The following is a 500-nucleotide window of genomic DNA, read 5'->3' as shown; positions in this document are numbered from 1 at the left end:
GGGCCTTGACCCCGAATCGTGGACACGGTGTCGTTTCGGTTATGCCGCTTCCGTGAGCGTAGCGGAGGCGGCGGTTTCGTAGGCGTTCGGGGCGATGTTCCCGATCGCGGAGTGGCGTCGGCGGGTGTTGTAGCGGTTCGCCCATCGGAACACGGCCCGGTAGGCGGTGGGCGCGTCGGGGAACGCGGCGCGGCCTTCGAGCAGCTCACGCTTGAGGGCCGCGTTGAGGCTTTCGGCGAGGGCGTTGTCGGCCGATGAGCCGACCGCTCCCATCGACTGCCTCACCCCGAGCTGCTCGCACAGCGCTGCGTAGGACTTCGATGTGTAGACCGAGCCGTGGTCGGAGTGGAACACCGCCCCGGCCAGCGTCCCACACTCGCACCAGGCGACCTTCAGCGCGTCCTCGACGAGCTCGGTGCGCATGTGCCCGGCCATGGCCCATCCGGTCAGCTTCCGGGAGCCCAGGTCGATGCAGGAGGCGAAGTAGAGGTTCGTGCCGT

General features: G+C 68.4%; 1 protein-coding gene. It reads right to left on the bottom strand.

Annotation, left to right across the window (positions count from 1 at the left end):
- Positions 1-39: 39 nt before the first annotated feature.
- Positions 40-500: DDE-type integrase/transposase/recombinase (locus FS770_RS13595; protein ID WP_145012796.1), on the bottom strand; the 461-nt coding region annotated here is incomplete at its 5' end.

Source organism: Kocuria salsicia, assembly GCF_007681555.1.
GTDB classification, from domain to species: domain Bacteria; phylum Actinomycetota; class Actinomycetes; order Actinomycetales; family Micrococcaceae; genus Kocuria; species Kocuria salsicia.
Note: the sequence above shows the minus strand (reverse complement) of the source record. Positions and strands in the feature narration are given on the sequence as shown.